The 23,939-nt window shown below is 31.5% G+C and carries 19 protein-coding genes, 1 other RNA gene and 1 pseudogene; 12 read left to right on the top strand and 9 right to left on the bottom strand.

Translation table 11 applies throughout. The features are described 5' to 3' along the window. Positions 1-118: 118 nt before the first annotated feature. A pseudogene (locus J8L88_RS06050) lies at positions 119-1,923 on the bottom strand (DNA polymerase III subunit gamma/tau). A gap of 128 nt (positions 1,924-2,051) precedes the next feature. On the opposite strand from J8L88_RS06050, the gene rnpB reads away from it, so the two are divergent. From rnpB to bshA, 3 genes are all read left to right on the top strand, one after another. Then, positions 2,052-2,365, top strand: an RNA gene (rnpB, locus tag J8L88_RS06045) — RNase P RNA component class A. Between the two features lie 53 nt (positions 2,366-2,418). Beyond that, entirely contained in the window at positions 2,419-2,697 is a 279-nt protein-coding gene (locus tag J8L88_RS06040) for a hypothetical protein (RefSeq protein ID WP_211060239.1), read from the top strand. Between the two features lie 191 nt (positions 2,698-2,888). Then, a complete protein-coding gene (gene bshA, locus J8L88_RS06035) occupies positions 2,889-4,016 on the top strand; it encodes an N-acetyl-alpha-D-glucosaminyl L-malate synthase BshA (RefSeq protein WP_027391219.1) in 1,128 nt (375 codons plus the stop codon). Positions 4,017-4,097: 81 nt separating this feature from the next. Here bshA and J8L88_RS06030 read toward each other — a convergent pair whose 3' ends face one another. The 3 genes from J8L88_RS06030 to J8L88_RS06020 form a co-directional block, all read right to left on the bottom strand. Then, positions 4,098-4,634: a hypothetical protein gene (locus J8L88_RS06030; protein WP_035084043.1), complete on the bottom strand. Its 537-nt coding sequence runs from the start codon at positions 4,632-4,634 to the stop codon at positions 4,098-4,100. Between the two features lie 129 nt (positions 4,635-4,763). Then, the gene (locus tag J8L88_RS06025; RefSeq protein WP_027391221.1) at positions 4,764-5,255 is read right to left on the bottom strand and encodes a hypothetical protein; all 492 of its coding nucleotides are present in this window, start codon (positions 5,253-5,255) and stop codon (positions 4,764-4,766) included. Positions 5,256-5,380: 125 nt separating this feature from the next. Then, positions 5,381-6,193: a DUF1338 domain-containing protein gene (locus J8L88_RS06020; RefSeq protein ID WP_211060238.1), complete on the bottom strand. Its 813-nt coding sequence runs from the start codon at positions 6,191-6,193 to the stop codon at positions 5,381-5,383. 160 nt (positions 6,194-6,353) lie between these two features. Here J8L88_RS06020 and J8L88_RS06015 point away from each other — a divergent pair, with 160 nt between their 5' ends. The 4 genes from J8L88_RS06015 (at position 6,354) to J8L88_RS06000 (ending at position 12,329) form a co-directional block, all read left to right on the top strand. Continuing rightward, positions 6,354-6,833, top strand: a complete 480-nt coding sequence (locus J8L88_RS06015) for an Lrp/AsnC family transcriptional regulator (RefSeq protein WP_118386393.1) — start codon at positions 6,354-6,356, stop codon at positions 6,831-6,833. After that, positions 6,830-9,769: an FAD-binding and (Fe-S)-binding domain-containing protein gene (locus tag J8L88_RS06010; RefSeq protein ID WP_211060237.1), complete on the top strand. Its 2,940-nt coding sequence runs from the start codon at positions 6,830-6,832 to the stop codon at positions 9,767-9,769. The genes J8L88_RS06015 and J8L88_RS06010 overlap by 4 nt, the downstream gene beginning before the upstream one ends. Positions 9,770-9,870: 101 nt before the next feature. Beyond that, positions 9,871-10,419 (top strand): DUF4494 domain-containing protein, encoded by a 549-nt coding sequence (locus tag J8L88_RS06005; RefSeq protein ID WP_035084047.1) that lies wholly within the window; start codon positions 9,871-9,873, stop codon positions 10,417-10,419. A gap of 245 nt (positions 10,420-10,664) precedes the next feature. Then, positions 10,665-12,329, top strand: coding sequence for a serine hydrolase (locus tag J8L88_RS06000; RefSeq protein ID WP_118386391.1), 1,665 nt, complete (start codon positions 10,665-10,667; stop codon positions 12,327-12,329). Between the two features lie 147 nt (positions 12,330-12,476). Here J8L88_RS06000 and J8L88_RS05995 read toward each other — a convergent pair whose 3' ends face one another. Continuing rightward, positions 12,477-13,787 carry an esterase-like activity of phytase family protein gene (locus J8L88_RS05995; RefSeq protein ID WP_211060236.1) on the bottom strand — a complete coding sequence of 437 codons (1,311 nt, stop codon included), beginning with the start codon at positions 13,785-13,787 and terminating at the stop codon, positions 12,477-12,479. 57 nt (positions 13,788-13,844) lie between these two features. Beyond that, the gene (locus J8L88_RS05990; RefSeq protein ID WP_108804451.1) at positions 13,845-14,699 is read right to left on the bottom strand and encodes a UDP-2,3-diacylglucosamine diphosphatase; all 855 of its coding nucleotides are present in this window, start codon (positions 14,697-14,699) and stop codon (positions 13,845-13,847) included. Between the two features lie 360 nt (positions 14,700-15,059). On the opposite strand from J8L88_RS05990, the gene bglX reads away from it, so the two are divergent. The 5 genes from bglX to J8L88_RS05965 all read left to right on the top strand — a co-directional run bounded on the left by bglX (position 15,060) and on the right by J8L88_RS05965 (position 22,038). Beyond that, entirely contained in the window at positions 15,060-17,348 is a 2,289-nt protein-coding gene (bglX, locus tag J8L88_RS05985) for a beta-glucosidase BglX (RefSeq protein ID WP_211060235.1), read from the top strand. 18 nt (positions 17,349-17,366) lie between these two features. Next, positions 17,367-19,283, top strand: a complete 1,917-nt coding sequence (gene gndA, locus J8L88_RS05980) for an NADP-dependent phosphogluconate dehydrogenase (protein ID WP_371813619.1) — start codon at positions 17,367-17,369, stop codon at positions 19,281-19,283. A 3-nt stretch (positions 19,284-19,286) separates the two neighbouring features. Continuing rightward, positions 19,287-20,630, top strand: a complete 1,344-nt coding sequence (locus J8L88_RS05975; protein ID WP_027391228.1) for a GntP family permease — start codon at positions 19,287-19,289, stop codon at positions 20,628-20,630. A gap of 136 nt (positions 20,631-20,766) precedes the next feature. Next, complete coding sequence (locus tag J8L88_RS05970; protein ID WP_155839587.1) at positions 20,767-20,919, top strand: hypothetical protein; 153 nt, start codon at positions 20,767-20,769, stop codon at positions 20,917-20,919. An 87-nt stretch (positions 20,920-21,006) separates the two neighbouring features. Next, positions 21,007-22,038 (top strand): AraC family transcriptional regulator, encoded by a 1,032-nt coding sequence (locus J8L88_RS05965; protein ID WP_211060234.1) that lies wholly within the window; start codon positions 21,007-21,009, stop codon positions 22,036-22,038. Between the two features lie 80 nt (positions 22,039-22,118). Here J8L88_RS05965 and J8L88_RS05960 read toward each other — a convergent pair whose 3' ends face one another. From J8L88_RS05960 to J8L88_RS05950, 3 genes are all read right to left on the bottom strand, one after another. Continuing rightward, positions 22,119-22,664, bottom strand: coding sequence for an AAA family ATPase (locus tag J8L88_RS05960; RefSeq protein WP_211060233.1), 546 nt, complete (start codon positions 22,662-22,664; stop codon positions 22,119-22,121). Further along, complete coding sequence (locus tag J8L88_RS05955) at positions 22,665-23,303, bottom strand: hypothetical protein (protein ID WP_118386384.1); 639 nt, start codon at positions 23,301-23,303, stop codon at positions 22,665-22,667. Positions 23,304-23,376: 73 nt separating this feature from the next. Further along, positions 23,377-23,937 (bottom strand): Crp/Fnr family transcriptional regulator, encoded by a 561-nt coding sequence (locus tag J8L88_RS05950; RefSeq protein WP_118386383.1) that lies wholly within the window; start codon positions 23,935-23,937, stop codon positions 23,377-23,379. Positions 23,938-23,939: the final 2 nt, after the last annotated feature.

Raw genomic sequence — 23,939 nt, 5'->3', positions numbered from 1 at the left:
TTTTTCTAATGCTAATTAGTCAGATGGAAAGGTTTTTTTAAACTAAGAAATGTTGACTCTAGATCTTAATCATGTTTATCAGAAATCTTAAGTTATATAATTTTTCAATAAAACACTATTAGATATCTAAGTCAAAATCAGACCTTAATTTATCAATAAGAGGATTTTTTTCTCGAAGTTTTTCGTATTTATCTTGCGGAGTAAAAGCATATTTTTTTGATGCCTCTTCGTTTACCTTAATATCAAGTGCAATACTATAATTGTTAAGTTTTTTGTAAAGAAACTGAAATAATCCTGGTAGTGCACTCTCCATATCAGCTTTCATAGAATTATTAGGTAGTTCTAAATAAATTTTACCATCATTTAATGTAGGTATATTCATCGCGAACATAGAACCAATAATACGTTCTCCTTTTTTGTCTTGCATTTTCCCATATTCTTCCCAACCAGCTTGCATTTCGGATTCAGTGAAATCATCACTAGGTAAATTTTTAGGATCAACAATCGTATCTACTTTTTTCTCTGCGTGTTCTTTTTTCTTACGAATACTACTTAGTGATAAACCAGAGGTTCTACCAGTTCTATTTCTAATTGAAGGTTTATTTTCCGAAGTGGTCGGAGCTATAGTAGCTGTTTGTTCTGTATTAGTAATTTGAGAAGGAGATTCTTGTTTTTTTTCATCAACAGGAGTGGATGAAACAGATACATCAGGATTTTCTTTAGAAATAGAAATCTCAGATTCACTATGATCAGCTTTTTCTTCAGCTCTTTCCTTAACTTCTGGAGAAATCTTTACTGGTTGTATTCCTTTTTCCTTGAAATAGTTAGGAGGGATTATGTAAGGCTGGCCTTTTTTTTTTCTCCGTCTTTTGTAAGTACAGAGGCAAGTTGCATTAAGCATAATTCGACCAATAATCGCTGGTTACGACTTGTTTTATATTTTAAATCACAATCATTTGCAAGTTCAATTCCCCTAACTAAAAATGGATGTGGTGCTTTTTGTGATTGTTCTAAATATTTGGCTTTTGTTTGTTCTCCAACTTCCAATAGATTAATGGTAGCTTGATTTTTGCAAACTAATAAATCTCTAAAATGAGAAGCCAAACCAGCTATAAAATGATGACCATCAAATCCTTGAGCTAGAATTTCATTGAATTCTAAAAGCAACTGGGGGATATTATTTTGTAGAATTAGATCTGTAGTCTTAAAATACGTTTCGTAATCTAATACATTGAGGTTTTCGGTAACAGCCTGTCGAGTTAGATTTTTACCACTAAAACTAACAACTCTATCAAAAATAGACAAAGCATCTCGCATAGCACCATCCGCTTTTTGAGCAATGATTTGTAAAGCATCCTCATCAGCAGTTATTCCTTCTTGCTCAGCTACCTGCATCAAATGATTCTTTGCATCGGTAACTGTTATTCGTTTAAAATCAAAAATCTGACAACGAGATAATATCGTTGGAATGATTTTATGTTTCTCTGTAGTAGCAAGTATAAAAATCGCATGTTTTGGCGGTTCTTCTAATGTTTTAAGAAAAGCATTAAAAGCTGCTTGTGATAACATGTGTACCTCATCAATTATGTAAACTTTATAAGTTCCAACTTGTGGAGGTATACGAACTTGATCGATTAAGTTTCGGATATCATCAACAGAGTTATTAGAAGCAGCATCTAACTCAAAAATGTTAAATGCAAAATCTTCATCTGGATTTTCATGTCCTTGTTGATTAATTGTTTTTGCTAGAATTCTAGCACATGATGTTTTACCAACACCTCTTGGGCCTGTAAATAATAAGGCTTGCGCAAGGTGATTGTTCTCGATAGCATTAAGCAGCGTATTAGTAATAGCCTGTTGTCCCACAACGTCCTTAAACGTCTGAGGTCTATATTTACGTGCAGATACTATGAAGTGTTCCATCGATACAAAGTTAAAAATTGATTGGAAATAAAGAATTACTGTATTTGGTTTTTACAACCGAGTTATTAACAGTTTAAAAAAAACACGAATTACTTATTCAAGCTTTCTATTTATTTTATTTTTGCACGTAAGCAGATCACCTTATCGCTGTTTTGATTTATCAAAAGAGAGGAAAGTCCGGACACCATAGTGCAGTATAGCGGGTAACACCCGTCCGTCGTGAGATGAGGACAAGTGCAGCAGAAAGTATGTACAGGTAAGGCTGTAGTGAAACCAGGTAAACTCTATACGGTGCAACGCCATGTATACCAACGCTTAAGGGTTGCGCGCCCAATGTTGGAGGGTAGGCGGTTTGATCTTGATAGTAATATCAAGGCTAGATAAATGATAAGGATTCCATCTTTGATGGATTACAGAATCCGGCTTATGATCTGCTTTTTTTATTTCTTTAGTTAGGCATACAATTTGATTCGATTGAGTAAATAAAATAAAGATATGCCAATCAAAATTACCTTGCTATTTCTGTTAATTTCCGTTGTATCAATCTCCGCTCAAAATCAGATTCCTAATACAGAAGAATTGTTTGGAAAATGGATCATAGAAAAGGATTCTTATAACAAATTCAAAACGTATCTTATTAACGCTGAATTGGAAAATAATAATCTATCTACAAAGATTCGTATTTTTAGAGATGTGTATACAGGAACACTAAAAATGGAATATGTTAAATCGATGAAAAATGTCAAAGGAAATTACAATACATATACTGTTTGAGCTTATGATTCAAAAAATGGAAAATTAAAAGTGTTGGATCCTAGTTTTACAGATGGTAAATTGTTTTATGTAAAAAAATTGGGGTTGAAGAAATAGAGCTAATTAAAATCAAATAACTTTTTTACAAATCCTTTAACAAGTAGCAATACTATTTTTCTTGTACATTGTGCTACCAAAAGAAAATTGTATTTATGAATATTGCTATTGTTTGTTATCCGACCTTTGGAGGTAGTGGAGTAGTGGCTACAGAATTGGGAATTGCTCTTGCTAAATTAAACCATCAGGTACATTTCGTAACGTATAAACAACCAGTACGACTTGGGTTATTAAGTCCTAATATTCACTTCCATGAGGTTACTGTTCCAGAATATCCTCTATTTCATTATCAACCGTATGAATTAGCTTTATCCAGCAAGTTGGTAAATACGGTAAAGAAATATGATATAGAATTACTACATGTACATTATGCTATACCACACGCATATGCGGGATATATGGCCAAACAAATATTAGCAGAAGAAGGCATACATATTCCAATGGTGACGACATTACATGGTACTGATATTACATTGGTAGGGAATCATCCTTTTTATAAACCGGCTGTTACCTTTAGTATTAATAATAGTGATATTGTTACTTCAGTTTCAGAAAGTTTAAAAGATGATACATTAAGACTATTTGATATAAAGAAAACTATTGAGGTAGTTCCCAATTTTATTGAAGCTAGTGTACGTAAAACTGATTTTACAGATTGCCAGAGAGAGTTGATGGCTAAACCAGAAGAGCGTATAGTTACTCATATTAGTAATTTTAGACCGGTAAAAAGAATTATGGATATTGTAGATATATTCTATAATATTCAAAAAGAACTTCCCGCCAAGTTATTAATGGTAGGTGATGGTCCTGAGCGAAAAGCGGCTGAAAAGAAGTGTAAAGAATTAGGGATAAAGGATAATGTCATTTTCCTTGGTAATAGTAATGAAATTGATAAAATATTATGTTTCTCTGATTTGTTTTTACTTCCTTCCGAGAGAGAAAGTTTCGGTTTAGCGGCTTTAGAAGCTATGGTAAACAAAGTTCCCGTAGTATCGAGTAATTCAGGAGGTATTCCAGAGGTTAATTTAGATGGTGTTTCTGGATATTTAAGTAATGTAGGGGATGTTCAGGAAATGTCTAATAATGCAATTAGTATTTTAAGAGATGACGAAACATTAGATAAGTTTAAGGAAGGAGCATTTGATCAAGCACTGAAATTTGATATTGCTAATATAGTTCCTTTGTATGTAGAATTATATGAGAGCGCACTCGCCTCGGTTTAGAGAAATAAAATAAAGCGCTATTATTTTGATAATAGCGCCTTACAACTAAACAAAAATCAAATCAGTTGATTCTCGAGGGGTTTAAAAGATATATCTTGCAGCAATTCCGATATTGACTCCGAAGTTATCCACATCACTAAATCCTCCAGTATTTTCTATACTATGAATATCGTACGTTGGACGAATACTAAATGCCACCTGCAGTGGAAAATCAAAACGATAATCTACTCCAAAATCAGCTCCAACATATGGAAAGAATTCACTATCTCTATCATTGGTTATTCCAAAACCAAAAATGCTAGTTTTAAAGTCAATATATCCTGCACCTATTCCAGGACCGGCAAACCAATTTAGGTTATCCCAAATGTTATAACTCCAATGAAAGTATGCACCTCCGCGATAGGTGTTAATGAATGAATTTGTTTTCCAACTTAGGTTAACGTCAATTCTATTATGTTCTCCAAACATTTGACGTTGGTATGTAATTTCTGGACCAAATCCTTCATCACCAACAACTCCTTGTGATAATCTAATACCTATAGCACTTTTAGGAATATCTTGTGCCTGAAGATTAATACTAGTTACAATTAAGATGAGAACAAAAAATAATTTTTTCATGATTATAAGGTTTTTTTAATATTTACCTTTTGTATGTAATCGAATGAAAAGGTTAACATATAATCGAAAAAAAATAAAAATCCCTCGACAATAGTGCCAAGGGATTTTTATTATGATATGTTAGATGTACTAAAACTTATATCTTGCACTTAGACCAAGATTAAATATTATATCATCATTTGTGTAATCATCAAAGTAAATTTCTGGTCGAAAATCTAAAGAAATTAATAACGGAAAGTCGAAATTGAATTCAATACCAACGTCTCCCGTTACAAAACCAAAAGTCCCTAAGTCATCCCTATTATCAAGATCATTGTCATAATCGACAAGACCACCACCGATACCAGGCCCAACATACCAGTTTAGTCCTCCATCAATATTAAACACCCATTGATAGATTCCAGTTAATTTAACAGCATTAAAACTATTTCTTCCTTGCACTCCTAGATTTAATTCTGCTCTAGTTTTAGAGCTTAATTTTGCTTGATAAGTAGCTTCTGCCCAAAAACCATTACTTTCACTAAGTCTTAAACCTATAGCATGTTCCGAAATTTCTTGCGCTTGTGCTGTAAAAATTGAAGCAAATAATAAAGAGGTAATGATAATAATACGCTTCGTCATTGTGATATTGTTTTTTTATTGTTATCCCAATATAACGTTAGATCCTTTTTTTTAATATGACTGAATTGCTTAAGGTTTTGTTAATTTCTAATTTAATACAACATATGAATTCTTTTAAAACCTGTCTAAACTTCTTGTAATTTCATATCAGTACTTTCGAAAATTTTATCTGCTGAATTTGCTATAAACCCTGTAAAAAGTTTACCATTCTCTTGTTTGTGTCTAAATGCGAATTCATAATAACAAGAAGTAATCTCTTTGATCCCCTCAATAAATTCTATTTCGATTTTATCTGCTAAAATACTTGATTGTTCAAGAAATTGAGAAGGAGTTCCTTTGATCTCTCCACCAGAAGAGTTTAGTATAAATCCGTTTTCCTTTAGAAAATTATTAAGACTAGTTAAATTTTTAAAGTTGTTCAGTTTATTAACGTCTACTGTAAAGTGATTGGAGCAAAAACCATTAACGTACATCCAAGCAGCATATTCAGATTCTTGTTGTAAGTTTTTATAGGTTTCATAGGATGGTGTCTCCCAAACCCTACCTTTTAGTATTAGATCATCTTGGTCAAAAATTGTATGCTCGACGTTATCCAATAATTCTTTTACAGTTTTCTGAAGCTGTTCAGTAAAATGATTGCTTAGCAATTGACTTATGAAAATTTTTGGAGCATCAGGATTATCAGCATGTTCGTAATGTTTAGCATACAGTTTTTTAGCTTCAAAATGATATTCATTTATTTCTTTATAACCCATTGCTAAAAATGGTTTAGCGATTACACTAATATTAGTTCTTGGGTCATCAAAAGTTCTAATTGCGATATGATCATTGAAAATCGTTTCATCCTCTTCTGTTAATAGAGATTTAACCTTATTTGCAGATGGAGTTTTATGAGCATATTGTTTCCATAGCTCTTCAAAAAAAAGTGTAGAATTCATTTTATCTGTTTATTTTTATTTCAAAAGTACTACATTTGACTAATTTTATTACTTTAGGTAATTGATTTAATTAATTATTGTTTTTTTTTATGTCAAATTGATTTTGCTTTAAAATAAGGTTTCTTATTTATAGTTTAGATCACTCAAAATTTCATTCATTATGAATCATTTTGATTATATAGATCAGCAAATATTATTGCAGATCCGCGAAGATGCTAGAAAACCTTTTTCTCAAATAGCCGAAGAATTAAAGATTTCTAATTCATTAGTACATCAAAGAATTAGAAAGTTAAAGGAGAACCAGGTAATTAATAAAGCCGAGTTTGTTATTGATGAGAAGCAAATAGGATACAAAACCAAATCTTATGTAGGAATAAGGCTTAAAGAAGCTAGATATGCTAGGTCGGTGGTTGATGATTTAGCTAAAATACCAGAAATATTAGAATGTAATTATGTATCTGGTAATTATGCACTTTTTATCCTGATATTTGCATACGATAATCATCATTTACGTAATATACTGTACGAACAAGTTCATCAAATAGATGGAGTTGCTGGTACTGATAGTTTTATTTGTTTTGATACCAATTTTAAACGACAGATTACGTTAGATTCATTAGTAAAAGGAAAAAAAATATGATAAAAGAGGCTGATCTCATTACTTTAAGTGAACAGTTAGATGGAGAATTGAAATTCGATTTTCTTACCAAATCCTTATATGCTACTGATGCATCCGTATATCGCAGAATTCCTACTGCGGTAGCTTTTCCTAAAAATGTATTGGACCTAAAGAAAATTATAAATTTTGCAAACGATAATAGCTGTGGTTTAATACCAAGAACCGCTGGGACTTCGTTAGCAGGTCAGTGTGTTGGAGATGGCATTGTAGTAGATGTATCAAAATACTTTACTAAAATAATAGCTATTGATGAAGCTAAAAAAACAGTTACCGTTCAGCCCGGAGTTATTAGAGATGATTTAAACCGTTTTCTAAAACCTTATGGGGTGTTTTTTGGACCAAATACTTCTACCTCTAATCGTTGTATGATAGGAGGTATGGTTGGCAATAATAGTAGTGGTACTACTTCTATACAATATGGAGTTACTAGAGATAAAGTAATCGAATTACAAACAGTTTTATCTGATGGTAGCGAAGTAACGTTTTCCAATGTTTCTAAAGAAGGTTTTGAGCATAAGAGGAATCAAAATACATTAGAAGGTAAGATATATGATACTGTTTTTAATGAATTGATTTCTAAAGATGTACAAGAAAATATACATAATAATTTTCCAAAACCAGAGATACATAGACGTAATACTGGATATGCAATTGATGAATTAATTAAGTCCAATGTTTTCTCAGTTTGCAAAAAGGATTTTAATATGTGTAATTTATTATCTGGTAGTGAGGGAACATTAGCTTTTACAACACAAATTACGTTGCAACTGGATAAACTCCCTCCTCAGGAGTCATTGATGATAGCTTCTCACTTTCATTCTATCGAAGACTGTTTAAATGCTGTAGAACCAGTAATGAAACATACATTATTTACTTGTGAAATGATGGATAAGACAATCTTAGATTGTACAAAAAACAATGTAGAACAACTTAAGAATCGCTTTTTTATAGAAGATGATCCTCAAGCGATTTTAATGTTAGAATTAAGAGCTAATGATTTAGAAAGCCTTGAAAAACAAAAAATGAAACTGTTGTCTACATTAGAGAATTCAGGATTGACCTATGCGAATCCTATTTTATTGGGAAATCAAATTAATCAAGCCTTAGAACTCAGAAAAGCAGGGTTGGGGTTATTAGGTAATATTATTGGTGATAAAAAAGCAGTAGCCTGTATAGAGGATACGGCCGTAGCTTTGTCTGATTTAGCAAACTATATCAAAGAGTTTTCTGATCTAATGAAAAAACATGATCAAGATGCAGTTTATTATGCACATGCGGGTGCTGGGGAACTGCATTTAAGACCAATTTTAGATCTTAAAAAGAAAACAGATGTTGTGCTCTTTAAAGAAATCACTGATGATGTAGCTAGTTTGGTAAAAAAGTACAATGGATCCATGAGTGGAGAACATGGTGACGGAATTGTTCGAGCAGAGTATATTCCTTTTATGATAGGAGAAGCGAATTATCATGTACTAAAACAGATAAAAACTGTATTTGATCCTAATGGTATTTTTAATCCAGGAAAAATAGTAGATGCCTATGCTATGAATGAACAGTTAAGGTACGAGATTGATAGAAAAGAACCTGAAATAGAAACATTATTAGATTTTACAGATTCTTTAGGAATTTTACGTGCTGCAGAAAAATGTAATGGGAGTGGAGATTGCAGAAAATCAGTAGAATCAGGAGGAACGATGTGTCCTAGTTATAGGGCTACTAAAAATGAAAAGGATACAACTAGGGGTAGAGCTAATACACTACGAGAAGTATTAACGAATAATACCGAACCTAATAAGTTTAACAAGAAAGAATTAAAAGAAGTATTTGATTTATGCATTAGTTGTAAAGGTTGTTCTAGTGAATGTCCTTCTAATGTCGATGTAGCTGCGCTAAAAGCAGAGTTCGAATATCAATATCAAAAAGAAAATGGAACTTCTCTTAGAACTAAATTATTTGCAAATAATAATACGTTAAATAATCTAGGAAGAATAGCACCCAGTTTAACAAATTTCTTTTTTGAAAACACATTTACTTCTGGAATTTTAAAATCTACTCTTGGTATTGCTAAAGAGAGAGAATTGCCATTACTAAGCAAACAGTCTTTAAGAAAATGGTGTCAATACCATTTAAAACTAAAACAACCTAAAAATCCAATTAAAAGCATTTACTTTTTTGTTGATGAGTTTACGAATCATTTAGATACAGATATTGGAATCGATGCCTTGGAGTTGTTAACAGGATTAGGTTATGAGGTAAAAATTACAAATCACAAGGAAAGTGGTCGAACATTTATTTCTAAAGGATTATTAAAGCAGGCTAAAAAACTTGCGAATTATAATTTAAATACTTTTAGAGAATTAATATCTAGTGATATTCCATTAATTGGATTAGAGCCTTCGGCGATATTAACGTTTAGAGATGAATATCATAGGTTAGCTGATGATAAAGAAGTAGCAAAAATACTTTCGCAAAACACTTTTTTAATTGATGAGTTTTTAAAATCAGAGGTTGAACTAGGTAATATTACTTCTGAGCAATTTACAAAGGAAGAAAAAGTGATAAAACTTCATGGGCATTGTCATCAGAAAGCATTGTCTACTATTCATACAACGTTTGTATACCTTAATCTACCCAAGAACTACAAAGTGACCATTATTCCTTCTGGATGTTGTGGTATGGCAGGGTCTTTTGGGTATGAAAAAGAGCATTATGATGTGAGTATGCAAATTGGGGAACAAACATTATTTCCTGCGGTAAGAAAAGCTCCAGAAACAACTATTATTGCTGCTGTTGGAACTAGTTGTAGACATCAGATTAAAGATGGAACAAAACGTATTGCATTGCATCCTGTTAGTATATTAAATGCAGCTTTAATATCGAAAACAGAATATAAATAACCTATAATCAATGTGTTGTGAAATTGTGAATATCTAATAACAAAATTCGTATTGAGAACTTTTTTTAAGATTTATATTTGGCATCCTAAAAAAGTAAATATATGAGCGCTACTTGGTACGAATGTAAAGTAAAATATAGAAAAATAAATGATTCTGGAGTACAGAAAGTAACTACAGAACCTTATTTAGTGGATGCAGTATCTTATACAGAAGCAGAAACTAGAATTAATGAAGAAATGGCAGCATATGTTAGTGAAGAATTTATTATTACTAATATAAAAGTTGCAAATTTTGCTGAGATACACCCTTTTGAAAATTCTGATCGTTGGTTTAAATCAAAAGTATCTTTGATAGCTTATGACGAAGAAAGCGGTAAAGAAAGGAAAACAAATATGTATCTTTTAATTCAGGCTAATGATGTAAAAGAAGCTTTTGACAATACTAATAGTGTTATGAAAGGTACAACAGGAGATTATACAATACCTGCAATTGCAGAATCACCAATTATGGATGTTTTTCCTTATTTTACAGGTGAAGAGGAACAATTAGAAAAATTCAAAGCATTGAGAGATTCTATTCAAGAAGTAGAAGAAGTAGAAATAGATGAAGATGTACCGGCAGCTCCAGGTTTTATAGGAGAAGAAGAATAATATTTTTAAAGTATTAAAACCTAATAGAGGGTTTCTAGAAAAAAGCTTTTGTAGCATATGACATGAATGCTCCAAAAGCTTTTTTTATATAATAATTTTTAATTTGACTAAAAAAGTTAATTTCTCATATATATTATTGTAGAATAATAATTTTAATCTTTTAGTAACTTATTCTAGAATTGATCGTCAAATAGATAATAATTGTTTTATTAAGCAACCACATTATCAATCAAAATAATAATCACATGAAATTATCACAAACAATTAAAACGTTACTTTTAGTTTTCTTTTGTACAGGAATGTTCTTTAGTACACAGGCCCAAAATTTAGAAAAAGAAATTGATGCTATAGTTTCTTCGATGTATTCTGTAGACGAACCGGGTATCTCAATTTTAGTAGCCAAAAATGGAAAACCTATTTATAGAAAGGCATTTGGAAAAGCTAATTTAGAATTAGAAGTTCCTCTCAAACCAGAAAATGTATTCGAAATAGGTTCGATAACCAAGCAATTTACTGCAGTTGCAATCCTAATGTTAGAAGAACAAGGAAAACTTAAAATTGATGACGAAATCACTAAGTATATTCCAGATTATCCTACGAATGGAAAGAAGATTACCGTTCATCATCTTCTAAATCATACATCTGGTATTAAAAGTTATACTGGTATGCCTAGTTTTATGAAATCTGCGCGTACTGATATGACACCAACCGAATTAATAGATGTATTTAAAAATGAGCCTATGGATTTTGATCCAGGAGAAGAGTTTAGATACAATAATTCGGGTTATATATTATTAGGATATATTATTGAAGTAGTAACAAAAGATACGTATGAAAATTTTATAGAGAAGAATATTTTCCAAAAAATAGGAATGAATTCTTCATATTACGGAAGTACTAGTGAACTTATTAAAAATAGAGCTTATGGGTATAAACAAAATGAAGATGCATTCCTTAATGCGGATTATCTAAGTCTTACATTACCTTACGCCGCAGGATCATTGATGTCTACAGTAGATGATCTATTAAAATGGCAAAATGCAATAAGTGCTAACACCTTTATTAAAAGATCAAGTTTAGAAAAAGCAATAAACGGATCTAAGTTAAACAGTGGCGAAGAAATTGATTATGGCTATGGTTGGAGTAAGACCATAATACAAGAATCTAAAGGATATGCGCATAGTGGAGGAATTTTTGGATACACAACGAATGGAATCTTTCTAGAAAATGAAAATGTATATGTAATTGGATTAACTAATTGTAACTGTAAGAATGTACGTGAAATCACTATGAAAGTAGCAGCTACTGTCATAGGTAAACCAATTCCTGATAAAAAAGATGCAGTTGCATTATCAATTAAAGAAGCAAAAAAATGGGTAGGAGCTTATGAGTTTGAAGATAATGTTATAAGACATATTATGCTTAAAGATGGTAAACTATTTAGTCTAAGAGAAGGAGAAAATTCTAGAGAGTTTGAAATATACCAAATGAAAGATGGTTCGTTTATTTTTGATGATGGAACTATATCTTATAATTTTTCGATGACTGATGATGGAAAAAGACAAACAGTATTTAAAACTGCTGATAAAAGTTTTACAGGAAAAGGAATTGATAAAGCTCCTCCTGCAGAAAGAAAGTCTATTACGGTATCAGCAGATATTTTGAAACAATATGTGGGTAAATTCGAGTTACAACCAAACTTCATCATAGACATTACTTTAGAAGGAAATTCAATATATGCAGAGGCTACAGGGCAACCTAAGTTTGAACTTTTTGCAGAATCCGAGACATTGTTTTTCCTAAAAGTAGTACCTGCAGAAATTAGTTTCAACGCTAATAATAAAGGGTTAATAGATAGTTTAACTCTAAATCAAGGAGGAAGAAAAATGCCGGCAAAAAGGATCAATTAGGGATTCTAGATCTTAGTTCAGTCATAATTTTAATATCAAATTATTAGATATCATAAAAGCGGAGTTAAATTTAATATTTTAACTCCGCTTTATTGGTTATAATTAAGCGAAAAATAACTTAATTAAATATGAATAGTTGGTCTTATTTTAATCGTTTAAAGAAGTGTTTAACTTGATCATATATAAAGAACTTGCATCTATTTTTGGCTCTGATCCAGGAAGTATTTTTTGTTCAATAATACCATTATCATCTTCATCGGTAACCGCAAAATCATCATCATTGATACACCCTAAAGTATGATCATCAATAACCCATATACCTTCTAATTTATCGTGTGGATATCCTGTTTTTTCGACAAGATCTGCTATTAAGGTCTTAGTAACAGGAACAATTCCAGCGTTTTCTAACTCCACCCAGGTAGATTCTTCCAGAGTTTTTCCATTAAGTAGTAAACCAAATTCATCTTCGTCATTAGTAGAACTAACATCTGTGGCGTTAGAAATATCTATTTTATAGATATGTTTTTGTACAGTACCTTCTCCAGAAAAATTACCATCTCTTTCTATAACAAGAAATTCTGTATCAGATAAACCAACGATTTCTGAATTTGATAAGTTTGAGTTTTCTTGTCTATAAAGGAATTGTTTTGTTCTAGCTGTTCGTAAGTCAAACACTAAAATTCTAGTAAGATCCGTTCTAATTGTTTCAGGATTATACATAGTAGATTGCATGATACCTACTAAATTCCTTTGATTTGGTGTGATTCCTAATCCTTCCATTCCTCGATTTGGTCTTCGTTTCGCAAATACAGCAGGAATTTTTCTACCTCCATTGTCATCATTAATACCATAAGGAGATATACGTTCAAGTTCTACACCTTCAGAAGAATAGTGTACAATATGAGGACCATATTCATCAGAAACCCAAAAACTCCCATCATATAATGCCACCAAACCTTCTGCATCTAGACCGAAATCATCAAATGGTAATTGGTTACCATCAATATCATAAGGTATCTCTCCTGTAGCTCCTTTTCCTTCAGGATTCGGAATTCCTGAAATAGGATTACCATTTGGATCTTTTAATATGATTTCTTTTTTTAGAATAATATCACCTTCCGAAGTAACAGAGAACAAGCCGATTCTTGGGGTGTAATCTGCGACCGGAAATTTTTTTCCATCCATAAAGTCAGTATTTGGACCTCTATCGGTTATTGCATAAAATTCTCCTTTTCTTCTAGGATTAGCAGTTGCCGCAGAACCGTAACCACCATTTCTAATTTCTACATCCTCTTGGGTAGTAGTTAATACTTCAAAAGGCAGCTCATATTGGATGTTTTCTTCTAAAACAAGTTGAGGTTGAACAGATATTGGACCTCCAGAAAAGTCATCCAAATACTGACAAGATGTAAAAAGAATTAGTACTGCACAAAGCAGCATGGTCTTAAGAGTTTTCATTGGTTTTAAGTTTAGTTATGTAATTAAGAAATTGTGTGAGATTTTTTAAAAAACTAATTAGATCTTTTTTTCTAGAAATGAATTCAAGAAAAATGAAGGTTGCAGTCCTTCAAGGTCTAGAGGAACGTTTTCAATATCTTCATTTAGTTCTTCAGCATAGGCTTCAAGTTGCTGTTGCTGGTAATGAACAAGTTTCCATTCTTTATTATGATATTCTAATGATGTTAGGTTTTCTATCCAATCTCCAGAATTTAAATACATACAAGATCCATTCTTATCTTTATATGTTTTTATTTGTGGTTGATGGATATGCCCACAAACGACGTATGTATATGCATTCTTGATAGCAAGTTCTGCAGCTACTTCTTCAAAATCATTTATGTATTTGACTGCTTTTTTAACGCTATTTTTAATTTTTTTAGAAAGTGAAAATTTTTCCTTCCCCATTCGTAAGAGAAACCAATTAATAAATTGATTTAATAAAATGAGCATATCATAGCCCCATCCACCTAATTTAGCTAACCATTTTGCGTTCTGAATCGAGGCATCAAAAATATCTCCGTGAAAAAACCAAGCTTTTTTTCCATCTAAATCCAAAACTAACTTATCAACTAATTTGAAGTTACCCATCGTAGTATCACTGAATTTTCGGAGCATTTCGTCGTGGTTTCCAGTGATATATATAACTTCGGTCCCTTTAGAAGCAAGAGTGATAATTTTTTTAATGATTTTAAGATGCGGCTTAGGGAAATACCTTTTTCTAAATTGCCAAATATCTACGATATCACCATTAAGAATAAGTACTTTGGGTTTAATACTATTGAGATAATTTAGTAATTCTTTTGCGTGACATCCAAACGTTCCTAAGTGAACATCAGATATAACTACGATATCTACAGTACGTTTCTTCATAAAAATGACTTATTCCTACAAATAAACTACTATATAGTTAAATAATAATTAAGGGATTATGAGCATATTGTTATCTGTGTTTGAATATTTTAACTCGGTATTACTAGAATGTTAAACCGATATTATTATCAAAAAGTTATAAACCATCAAATATTTAATTATTTCTGAGTTATTTTATGAAATTGTCTTATTCTATAGTGTTTTATTGAATAAAATACTTCTATAAACTTTCTTAACAACGCTCCAATAGCTTTGTTTTGCTTTTTTCTTATCCTGAAGTATCTCTAAATTCGTCCTTCAAATCTTAACATTTTTCGTATTGAAAAGTTTAGAATTTTTCTTTCTAATAAAATTTATTTTATGACATTTTTACATTTGAAAGTTTATACATATCGTTTTTTGATTTTTGGCATATTCATAATGATGCTATCCTGCGATTCTAAGATTTCAGAAACTTCATCTAACAATTATCCTAAAGACCCCGTAGAGCTTAAAATAGATAGTATCTTGTCTACAATGTCATTAGAAGAAAAAATAGGACAAACGGCGCAACGAGGTAAGTCTAGTAGAGTAAAAGAACTACCAAAAGATCTTAAAGATGCTGTTAGAAAAGGCCAAATAGGATCTTTTCTTAACATAATGAATAAAGAGGATGCTAAAGAACTTCAGAGAATAGCCGTAGAAGAAAGCCCTAGTAAGATTCCATTAATTTTTGCACGAGATGTAATCCATGGTTTCAAAACAATTTTCCCTATTCCGCTAGGGCAGGCGGCTTCATTTAATCCTTCATTAGTACAAGAAGGTTCGCGAATAGCAGCAATAGAGGCAAGTACTTATGGAATAAGATGGACTTTTGCTCCGATGATAGATATTTCTAGGGATCCTCGCTGGGGAAGAATAGCAGAATCAGCAGGTGAGGACCCTTATCTTACAAGTAGAATGGCAGAAGCATATGTAAAAGGTTTTCAAGGAGAAGATTTAGCATCACCAACAAGTTTAGCTGCTTGTGCCAAACATTTTATTGGATATGGAGCTGCAGAAGGAGGTAGGGATTATAACACAGCAAACATCAATGATAATTTGTTGCATAATGTATATTTAAAACCTTTTAAAACTGCACTAGATGCAGGTTCCGCAACTTTTATGACAAGTTTTAATGATCTTAATGGGATTCCGGCATCGGCAAATTCATATATACTAAAAGACATTTTAAGAGAAGAATGGGGATTTGATGGTTTCGTAGTAAGTGATTGGAATTCTATAATAGAAATGGTAAATCATGGATATGCCAAGGATCAAAAAGAAGCTGCAGAGAAATCTATTAACGCAATGTTGGACATGGAAATGACCAGTACTTCTTATCACGATCATTTAAAAGAATTAATCCAAGAGGATAAATTTTCTGAAAAGGAATTAGATAAAATCGTAAGAAATATTCTTCGAATCAAGTTTAGATTGGGATTATTTGATAACCCTTATTTTGATTCTGATGATACAATATTGTATGATAAAAAACATTTAGCGGCAGCACAAAAAACTGCTGAAGAAAGTATTATTTTATTAAAAAATAAGAATAATATTTTACCATTAGGTGCAAAAAGCAAAATAGCTATAATTGGTCCTTTGGCGGATGCGCCTCACGAACAATTGGGAACTTGGACTTTTGATGGAGAAAAAGAGCATACAATTACTCCTTTACAATCATTTAAAAGTGATGATGAATATATGGTACAGTATAGTAAGGGGTTATCGTACAGCAGAGATAAATCGGAGAATGATTTTGGTGATGCAATAAAGACAGCAAAATCGTCTGATATCATCTTGTTTTTTGCGGGAGAAGAAGCAATTCTTTCTGGAGAAGCACATAGTAGAGCTGATATCAACCTTCCTGGAGCACAAGAAGAACTAATTACAGAATTACACAAAACAGGAAAACCAATTATTTTAGTTTTAATGGCAGGAAGACCTATTACGTTAGGAAATATTAAAGATAAGGTAGATGCAGTTCTTATGGCATGGCATCCTGGAACTATGGGAGGTCCAGCTTTAAAAAATATTATTACGGGTTTGGTTTCTCCATCAGCAAAGTTGCCAGTAACCTGGCCAAAAGAGGTAGGGCAAATTCCTATTCATTATAATCATAAAAATACAGGTAGACCAGTAATTCCAGAAGAGTTTGTTCATATGGATTCAATTCCAATTGGTGCCTGGCAGAGTTCTCTTGGGAATACTTCTCATTATCTAGATGCAGGGTTTTTACCAGAATATCCTTTTGGTTATGGACTTGGTTATAGCAGCTTTAAGTACTCCAATTTTTCTATATCCTCAACGAATCCAAAGATAGGGGAAACTATTACTGCTAAAGTTCTAGTGACTAATACTGGAGATGTAAAGGCTAAAGAAACAGTACAATTATATTTTAGAGACATGGTTGGGAGTTTAACTAGACCTGTAAAGGAGTTGTTACGATTTGAGAAAATTATATTAAATTCAGGGGAATCTAAAGAAGTAGAATTTACTTTTTCGACAAATGATTTAGCTTTTTATGGACCTGACAAGAAATGGATTACTGAACCGGGTAATTTTAAGCTATGGATCGCTAAACATGCTTTAGACGAAGAAAATGAATTAGAATTTATTTTAGAATAATAATTTACTATTGTTAAGGTGTCTAAAAGTATAATATACATAGTATATGGAGTTTCTGGAAGTGGAAAAACTACAGTAGGAAAAGCATTAGCTAAAGAATTAAATATTCCTTTTTTTGATGCAGATGATTTTCATCCAGAAGAGAATATTAAAAAAATGTCAACGGGCTTTCCTTTAGATGATTCTGATAGAGAACCTTGGCTGAAGAAATTAGCGAGTGAAATCGTAGTTTGGAATACAAACAAAGGTGCAGTACTGGCTTGTTCAGCTTTAAAGAAAGCTTATAGAAAAACCCTTCAATCTATCGATTCTAAGTATGTGAAGTGGATTTTTTTGGATGGGAGTTTTGATTTGATTTCAAATCGTTTAGAAGCTAGAAAAGATCATTTTTTTAAAAAGGAAATACTAGTCTCTCAATTTGAAGCTTTAGAACAACCGGAGGATGGTATTTCTATTAATATAGATAAGAGTGTTGATCAAATTATGAGCGAAATTAAAACTACATTAAATACAGATAAATCACAATTAGGGTTAATTGGTTTAGGAGTCATGGGTAAGAGTTTAGCTAAAAACTTATTGTCCAAAAACTTTAAACTTTCTGTATATAATAGACATGTTGATCATATTGAAGTTAATGTCGCTAAAAACTTTGTTGCCGAGGAGTCTAAATACCAAACATTATTAGGTTTCGATGATTTAAAAGAGTTTGTAGATTCTTTAGAACAACCGCGTACAATAATGCTTATGGTTAATGCAGGGAAACCAGTGGATCTCGTTATCGATGAATTATTACGCTATTTATCCGAAGAAGATTGTATTGTAGACGGAGGTAATTCTCACTATAAAGCAACATTAGAAAGAAGTAATATGTTAGAAGAAAAAGGAATTCATTTTTTAGGAACCGGAATATCAGGGGGAGAAGAAGGAGCCTTAAAAGGTCCTTCGATAATGCCGGGAGGATCTAAAATAGCATACAATAGATCTGGTAAATATTTAGAAGCAATAGCAGCAAAAGATAAAAACGATAATAGCTGTTGCGCTTATATTGGGCCAGAAGGATCTGGCCATTTTGTAAAAATGGTTCATAATGGGATTGAATATGCAGAGATGCAATTATTAGCAGAAGCATATCATATGCTAAGATTTTATGCACATAAAACTCCAGCTGAAATATCCGCTATTTTTTCCGATTGGATTAAAAAAGGACTAAAAAGTTATCTGTTAGAGATTACTTCGGATCTTCTTCTTAAAACAGATGGTGAGGATTTTCTTATTGATAAAATATTAGATAAAGCAGGGCAGAAAGGAACTGGTGGATGGTCTACAAATGCCGCCTTGGAATTAGGTGTTTCTCTACCTACGATTTCTGAATCTGTAATGGCTCGTAATGTTTCTGGAATTAAATCTGAACGGGTAAAAGCATCTGAGATATATCAACTTAAAACTTCAGATTACCCTGCCAATGATATTGTTTTTATTGAAAATTTGGAAAAAGCTTTTAAGGCCGCTAGTATTATCAATCATCACATAGGGTTTGAATTACTAAAAGAAGCATCAACAGCATATCAGTGGGAGCTCAATCTGTCTGAAATTGCTAGTATATGGACCAATGGCTGTATTATTAGAAGCAATCTTATGGAACAAATGGCTGTGTTATTTGTAGAAAATAATGGGATACCTTTATTATTGTTTCCAGAAATGGTTTCTACTATGAAATCTACGATAGATTCACTTTCAGAAACGGTGGCAACAGGATTAAAATCAGGTTTTTCACTACCAGTATTGTCTGCAGCAGCAAATTATTTTTTCGCATATACATCTGCGCAATCTTCTGCTAATATTATACAAGCGCAACGAGATTATTTTGGCGCTCATACATATCAAAGAGTGGATCAACCAATTGACCAATATTTTCATACAAACTGGAAAAGCTAATTTATGGATTATCAATTACTAATTGCAGTAGGAGTAGGTATCATTGCACTACTTTTTATGATTTTAAAGTTACGAATGCAGGCTTTTATAGCCTTGTTAATCGTTTGTATATTAGTTGGAATTGTAGCTGGCTTACCTGCAGATGACATTCTAAATAGCATAAAAAATGGAATGGGAAGTACACTAGGTTTTGTGGCTACCGTGGTTGGACTTGGAGCGTTGTTTGGTGGTTTACTTGAGAATTCTGGAGGTGCACAAGGATTGGCTAATTATATCTTAAAATTAGCTGGAGAAAAAAATGCATCTTGGGCATTGATGATTACCGGTTTTATAATTGCAATACCCGTTTTTTTTGATGTAGCTTTTATTATTTTGGTTCCTATTGTTTATGCAATTGCTAGAAAAACTAAAAAATCTTTATTGTTATATGCTATTCCATTATTGGCTGGTTTAGCAATCACTCACAGTTTTATTCCACCAACACCAGGTCCAGTTGCTGTTGCCGATATATTAGGAGCTAATCTTGGTTGGGTAATTGTTTTTGGTTTTTTAACAGGTATTCCTGCGGCTATTATAAGCGGACCTATATTAGCAAAATACTTAGCTACAAGAATAAATATTACTATTCCTGAAACAAATGACTCAGGTGTTGCAATAAATAACACACCTAATCCTATTGGTATTATATTGATTATAGCATTACCCATTATGCTGATTGTTTTAAAAACGGTTTTATTAGGTGATTGGTTCGGAGAAGATGTATTATCAAAATCGATGGTAAACTTGATTACGTTGTTTGGTCATCCATTTACTGCGTTAATCATTGCTAATGTGGTCGCTTGGTATTTTTTAGGAATCAAAAGAGGTGTTACTAGAGATGATTTATTGAAAATTTCTATGAAATCTTTTAAACCAGCAGGAGCAATTATTCTATTAACTGGTGCTGGTGGCGCTTTTAAACAGATACTAGTGGATACTAAAGCAGGTGAGTTATTGGCATCATCATTACAGAGTTCATATATTCATCCATTATTGTTTGCTTTTATTGTGGCAGCTTTGATACGAGTTTTACAGGGATCAGCAACAACAGCTATGATTGCAGCCGCAGGAATTACATCACCTATTATTCTAGCGGGTGATTTTAGTAACTCTCAGATAGCTCTCTTTGTTATTTCTATAGCATCTGGGGCAACTATTTTATCTCATGTTAATGATAGTGGATTTTGGTTGGTTGGTCAATACTTGGGTATGACAGAGAAACAAACATTTCGTTCTTGGACTGTGATGACTACATTAATAGCTATTACTGGGGTTTTGATGTCACTACTATTGTGGTATATTTTTTAAATATTTTAAGTTGATTTTAAAAAAAAGTTTTCATAAACATATCGTTTGGTTAAAAATTAGTTAACTATTTGTTTTGTAATATGTTATTTTAATTGATATGTTTATTTTAAACGTGTTAATTATTAAAACAAAAGTAATGGAAGCATTAGATAATCTTAAGAAAACTTATAAGGAGATGGATCGTAATGAAAAACAAAAGATCCAAGGTGGGACGCAACAAAAATCAGTAGTAATATGGTCTAGAATGGCAATTACCGAGGAATGTACTGATCATATTTTAGGTTGCTAAAATCATATTTTTATTACAAAAAAAAATAGTTATTTATATAACTCGTTAGTAAAAACAAAGACTTAAAATTACGTTCTTTGTTGAACTATGAATCCAGAAGTTTATAAACACATAGAATTATTATTAGGTAGTATAGGTTTTATCATAGCGTTATTCTTTGGTGCTTTTTTGATAATAACCAAAGAACAGCGATCTAGTGCTAATATATTTTTAGCGATTTATTTATTGGCATTTAGTCTTAGAATTGGTAAATCACTGTTTTATAATTATTTTCAGATAGATCCGATAGTTCGCAATGTATTTTTAGGCATGTTGTTGGCAATTGGACCTTCCTTATTTTTTTATACCAAGCAACTATTTGAACTAAATAAAATAGATAATAAAAGATCAATTTTTATTCACTACATCCCTTTGTTTTTATTCGTAACATTTTGCTGGGTAATCCCGAATAATGATTCTATTTCTTCCAGAATTATATTTTTAGCACTGTTATTTCACATATTAGCATATGGATTGTATACGTTATATTGGATAGTGGTAAATAGAAAAGAGAGAAATGATAAATCGAATAAACTCTATCATTGGCTATTGTTTTTTACGATATTAACGATAATGATGTCACTCATACAGATTAGTGTTTTTCTGGATGTGGTTCCATACTTAAGTACTGCTTTTTTATTTTCTTTGATAATTTTGATTTTATCAATTACCGCATTAAAGAATCCTTTTTTGTTTAAAATGAAGAATGAAAAATATATTAATTCTTCGCTAGACAATGAAAAAGGGATAGAATATTTGAAAAAGTTAATGAGTTTAATAGAACAAGAAAAAGTATTTCTGGATCCCGAATTAACACTAACCAAATTGAGTAAGCGGATTGGAATAACGTCTAAACAATTGTCGCAAGTAATTAATCAAAATAGAAATGAAAACTATTCTCAATTTATTGCTAGGTATCGAGTAGAGGAAGCTAAAAGATTATTGAGGTTGCCAGAATATCATAACTTCAAAATATCTGCTATTGCTTATGAAAGTGGTTTTAATAGTATATCTTCATTTAATACTGCCTTTAAAAAAATAACGAATACTACTGCAGTTCGATTTAGAGAATCTTTGTAAAGATGATTGTGATTCTCCAATTACTAGATTAAAACATTTAGTGTTTAATTTACTTATTATAAAAGCAATAAGGTTGGTAATTAGTTTAGTTTGTGTTTAATTTCAAATATTACTTTTTCAATTTTTTCATTTAAAGTTATTTCTCTTTCTATTCTCAAAACTTTGCACTGTAATAATTTGATCCAATTATTATGAATTCTTAATGATCTCCCTTCAAAATTAGGGTTTTCATATTGATTCGCCCAGTTTAAGAAAGCTTTTGAATTTTGTTGAATCTCTTTGTCTTTTAGAATCTTTTCTCCGTATCGTTCTTTTTCTCTTTTATAAAGACGATCCATTCTTTCTTTATTATCAAGGCGAATAAATACCGCAAGATCAAATGATGTTAGCCATTCTTTTCCCCAACTTACCAATGAACCACTTACAACAACATTTTCATACTTTTTGAAATCTAACTTTAGTTTTTTATTCCGTTCGTTTCGTGGTACTTTTTTCTGGAATGGTGGTTCTGTTTTTTTCCAATAGTAATCATCAAGATCTAAATGAATAAAATTGGCGTGTTTTTCAATTTCTTTAGCTAAGGTGGTTGTTCCAGAACCTGATGCGCCAAATATTAATATTTTCATCTATCTAGATTTTGTTTTAAATAAAAGAAGTCCAATTGATAATATCCAAGCAGCTATACTAAAAGTAAATATTCTAAAACCGGTTAAACTCGTAAACACAAAATCTGTTCCCCCTCCTATAATAGCAAAAATTGTAATAAAAATTCCTAAATTTCCAATCCATTTTGGGTACTTGTTTTCTGCTAAAATAATAATAGAATATACTAGAATGGCTATACAACAGGCAACTATAAAAATATAATCCAATGGAATATTTAGAGCAAAACCATAGTTTATGATTGGTTGTAAAACTTCTAAGTTCTCTTCTGTTTTAGTAGCATATTGATTTAGGTAATGAGGTAGAGTGAGTCCATTAACAAGGGCAGCAAACATAGCAGCAATCAAACCAAAAGAAATGATTATAAATGCAAGAATGGATAATTTCCATTTGTCTAAAAGTGCTATTGTTAAACCATAAAATCCAAATAGTACTATTGGTAAACTGAGAATAGCTAATGAATGAGTAATACGGATCGATTGAGAGATTTTTATAATGTGTTCAATATTTCCACCTGCAGGATGGAGGATCATCGTGAAGATAATTAGAATCGCTCCTGTAATAAGAGCAATACCAGTACTTTTATAACTATAATTTTCCATGTATTTGATTTTAATTGATACTATCAAATATCTATGGTTTATTAAGAAAGATCACTTGATCGTAATCAAGAAATTAGGTAATTCGTTTTCGTACTCGGCTTAAAGTTTCGGGTGTTATTTTTAGAAAAGATGCAATTACTTTTTGAGGAAATTTTTGAAGCAGAAGAGGTTTGTTTTTCAGGATATATGCGTATTTCTCATCAGGAGTATTATTATTGTCGAAAAAAGAAATTCTAGCAGTTGATTCTTCTAAAACTTTACCAATTTGAAAAAATGTTGGAGATATTGCTATTAATTTATGTATTGCATCTATGGTTAGTTCATATACAGCACTATTTTCGTACGCCTGAATTTCAAATTCCGAAGGTTTTCGACCAGTAAAGCTTTTATGATCAATAACCCAATCATTTTGTATTCTTAAATCAATTATATTTTTATCTAAATTGGTATCCATATAATATTGATAAAAACTTCCAGAAATAACAAAGTATAGAGAAGAACAAACCTCTCCTTTATTTAGTAAAAACGCGTCTTTTTTTAGCTCTTTATATATAACTTCATTTTGTAGCAATGATGATTCTTCATCAGAAAACTTTCCAGCTTTATTTAAAAACTCTAGAATAGATGTATCCATTT

Origin of the sequence: Aquimarina sp. MMG015, from assembly GCF_018100855.1 — a bacterium.
Lineage (GTDB): Bacteria > Bacteroidota > Bacteroidia > Flavobacteriales > Flavobacteriaceae > Aquimarina > Aquimarina latercula.
This window is presented reverse-complemented; position numbering and strand designations above follow the sequence as displayed.

Excerpts from the sequence above, each read along its gene's own strand:
- J8L88_RS06015 (WP_118386393.1), top strand. The coding sequence starts at position 6,354 with ATGAATCATTTTGATTATATAGATCAGCAAATATTATTGCAGATCCGC.
- J8L88_RS05950 (WP_118386383.1), bottom strand. The coding sequence starts at position 23,937 with ATGGATACATCTATTCTAGAGTTTTTAAATAAAGCTGGAAAGTTTTCT.
- J8L88_RS05975 (WP_027391228.1), top strand. The coding sequence starts at position 19,287 with ATGGATTATCAATTACTAATTGCAGTAGGAGTAGGTATCATTGCACTA.
- J8L88_RS05955 (WP_118386384.1), bottom strand. The coding sequence starts at position 23,303 with ATGGAAAATTATAGTTATAAAAGTACTGGTATTGCTCTTATTACAGGA.
- J8L88_RS06005 (WP_035084047.1), top strand. The coding sequence starts at position 9,871 with ATGAGCGCTACTTGGTACGAATGTAAAGTAAAATATAGAAAAATAAAT.
- J8L88_RS05960 (WP_211060233.1), bottom strand. The coding sequence starts at position 22,664 with ATGAAAATATTAATATTTGGCGCATCAGGTTCTGGAACAACCACCTTA.
- J8L88_RS05965 (WP_211060234.1), top strand. The coding sequence starts at position 21,007 with ATGAATCCAGAAGTTTATAAACACATAGAATTATTATTAGGTAGTATA.
- J8L88_RS05970 (WP_155839587.1), top strand. The coding sequence starts at position 20,767 with ATGGAAGCATTAGATAATCTTAAGAAAACTTATAAGGAGATGGATCGT.
- bglX (WP_211060235.1), top strand. The coding sequence starts at position 15,060 with ATGACATTTTTACATTTGAAAGTTTATACATATCGTTTTTTGATTTTT.
- J8L88_RS06000 (WP_118386391.1), top strand. The coding sequence starts at position 10,665 with ATGAAATTATCACAAACAATTAAAACGTTACTTTTAGTTTTCTTTTGT.
- J8L88_RS06030 (WP_035084043.1), bottom strand. The coding sequence starts at position 4,634 with ATGAAAAAATTATTTTTTGTTCTCATCTTAATTGTAACTAGTATTAAT.
- J8L88_RS05990 (WP_108804451.1), bottom strand. The coding sequence starts at position 14,699 with ATGAAGAAACGTACTGTAGATATCGTAGTTATATCTGATGTTCACTTA.
- J8L88_RS06020 (WP_211060238.1), bottom strand. The coding sequence starts at position 6,193 with ATGAATTCTACACTTTTTTTTGAAGAGCTATGGAAACAATATGCTCAT.
- bshA (WP_027391219.1), top strand. The coding sequence starts at position 2,889 with ATGAATATTGCTATTGTTTGTTATCCGACCTTTGGAGGTAGTGGAGTA.
- J8L88_RS05995 (WP_211060236.1), bottom strand. The coding sequence starts at position 13,787 with ATGAAAACTCTTAAGACCATGCTGCTTTGTGCAGTACTAATTCTTTTT.
- J8L88_RS06025 (WP_027391221.1), bottom strand. The coding sequence starts at position 5,255 with ATGACGAAGCGTATTATTATCATTACCTCTTTATTATTTGCTTCAATT.
- J8L88_RS06040 (WP_211060239.1), top strand. The coding sequence starts at position 2,419 with ATGCCAATCAAAATTACCTTGCTATTTCTGTTAATTTCCGTTGTATCA.
- J8L88_RS06010 (WP_211060237.1), top strand. The coding sequence starts at position 6,830 with ATGATAAAAGAGGCTGATCTCATTACTTTAAGTGAACAGTTAGATGGA.